Source organism: Micromonospora sp. NRRL B-16802, assembly GCF_001279555.1.
GTDB lineage: Bacteria > Actinomycetota > Actinomycetes > Mycobacteriales > Micromonosporaceae > Micromonospora > Micromonospora profundi.
The window spans coordinates 1-299 of sequence record NZ_LGEB01000036.1 but is presented as its reverse complement, the minus strand read 5'-3'; the positions used below and the strand labels follow the sequence as shown (position 1 = coordinate 299).

Genomic DNA, 299 nt, shown 5'->3' with positions numbered 1-299 from the left:
TGGAAGAGGGGGTTGCGGCCGGGGATGCGGTCGGGTTGGAGGGTGTCGACGATGAGGCTGAAGGGGATGTCTTGGTGGGTGGTGGCGTTGAGGATGGTGTCGTGGCAGCGGTGGATGAGTTGGGTGAAGGTGGGGTTGTTGTCGAGGTTGGTGCGGAGGACGACGGTGTTGGCGAAGTAGCCGACGAGGGGTTCGATGTCGGTGTGGGTGCGGCCGGAGAGGATGGAGCCGATGGGTAGGTCGGTTTGTCCTGTGTAGCGGTGTAGCACGGTGAGTAGTGCGGCGTGGTGGATGGCGAG

Annotated in this window: 1 protein-coding gene; it reads right to left on the bottom strand. The window is 63.5% G+C overall.

Annotated features, from left to right (window positions below; all coding sequences use genetic code 11):
- Positions 1-299 (bottom strand): condensation domain-containing protein (locus ADK66_RS06375; RefSeq protein WP_197281436.1); only part of this gene is annotated, 299 nt, incomplete at both ends.